Source organism: Marinobacter lacisalsi (genome assembly GCF_042651045.1).
GTDB classification, from domain to species: Bacteria; Pseudomonadota; Gammaproteobacteria; order Pseudomonadales; family Oleiphilaceae; genus Marinobacter; species Marinobacter lacisalsi.
Map to the genome: position 1 here is coordinate 1 of NZ_JBHSDI010000032.1, position 1,045 is coordinate 1,045.

General features: G+C 53.5%; 1 protein-coding gene. It reads right to left on the reverse strand.

Annotated elements, in window-relative coordinates; translation table 11 throughout:
- Positions 1–616 precede the first annotated feature (616 nt).
- The gene (locus tag ACFOZ5_RS13425) at positions 617–889 is read right to left on the reverse strand and encodes a hypothetical protein (RefSeq protein WP_379888145.1); all 273 of its coding nucleotides are present in this window, start codon (positions 887–889) and stop codon (positions 617–619) included.
- Positions 890–1,045: the final 156 nt, after the last annotated feature.

Genomic DNA, 1,045 nt, shown 5'->3' on the forward strand with positions numbered 1-1,045 from the left:
AGAAGAGAAACCCCGCGTCGCTACGCTCCGATGGGTGGCAGCCTTGCTCCGGTCCGAGTGGCAGGCTTCACGTGGAATGGGTGGCAACCTTCAGCGGTTTACGCATACTGAGCACAGTCAAGAACCGGTATATCGGGCCTGGAATGCCCAAATACAGGACTATCAGAGTGGATGGACGCTGTAAGCAAAGAAGAGCCCATGGTGGTCCATACCTACCATGGGCCAATGAGATTTTGCTAGCGGTCGTCGAGGTAGCTGGGAACTATCAACTTGACCCGGGTTGCAGTCCTTCGCCTCGCACACCGAATGCCTATCCCCTGAACAATAGAGGTGCCGACCCGACGGCCTTTGCGAAAGAGCCCATGAAGTGTGGGTTGTCAGAACCCGGACGTCCTTGTCCGAGGTTGCATACCGCTCTAGTTGAGACGCTCTATCCTATTCACCATGGACACCATCTCCTGTAATGCCCTTCTCTTACTTGGCGTCGACGGAACGACCACGATCCCGTGAGATCCGGGTGCAAGCAATTTTCCATGCTTTTTACCCTGCTTGAATCTCCATCCATGGCGAACCAAACGTTTCGCAAACCGGTCAATGTCCTTATCCGAAGAGAACCTCATGCCGCACCTCCGGCCTCACCGGCATACCGAGCAACAAATCGATCGGCATCAAAACTGACCTGTTCAAAGGCCTTCGCTACACCGACGTCAAGGATGGGCTGGCTGTATTGGTACCCGGCACCACATGGCGAGTTCTGGAAGAAGCGACCTTGAGGATCGACCATGATGTAGGATTCCACCATGTCCTGGTTGTCCTCAACTGCAGCAATTCTGTGATGACGCTGGTGGCGTTCAACGAAAGATCTGAACTGCTCATCACTCACGGTCATAGACTGATCAATTACCGGAAGGGCCCTGAGAATCTTCCACTTATCCGGTCGCAGGGTAATCCCCCCGAAAAACAGCGGTGATCAAAAGTAGAATTTTCCGTAAGCTACACGCAGGGAGATTCTGCATGAAGAGGTCACGTTTTTCCGACAGCCAGA

Coding starts and splice junctions, on each gene's coding strand:
- ACFOZ5_RS13425 (WP_379888145.1), bottom strand. CDS start 889: ATGACCGTGAGTGATGAGCAGTTCAGATCTTTCGTTGAACGCCACCAG.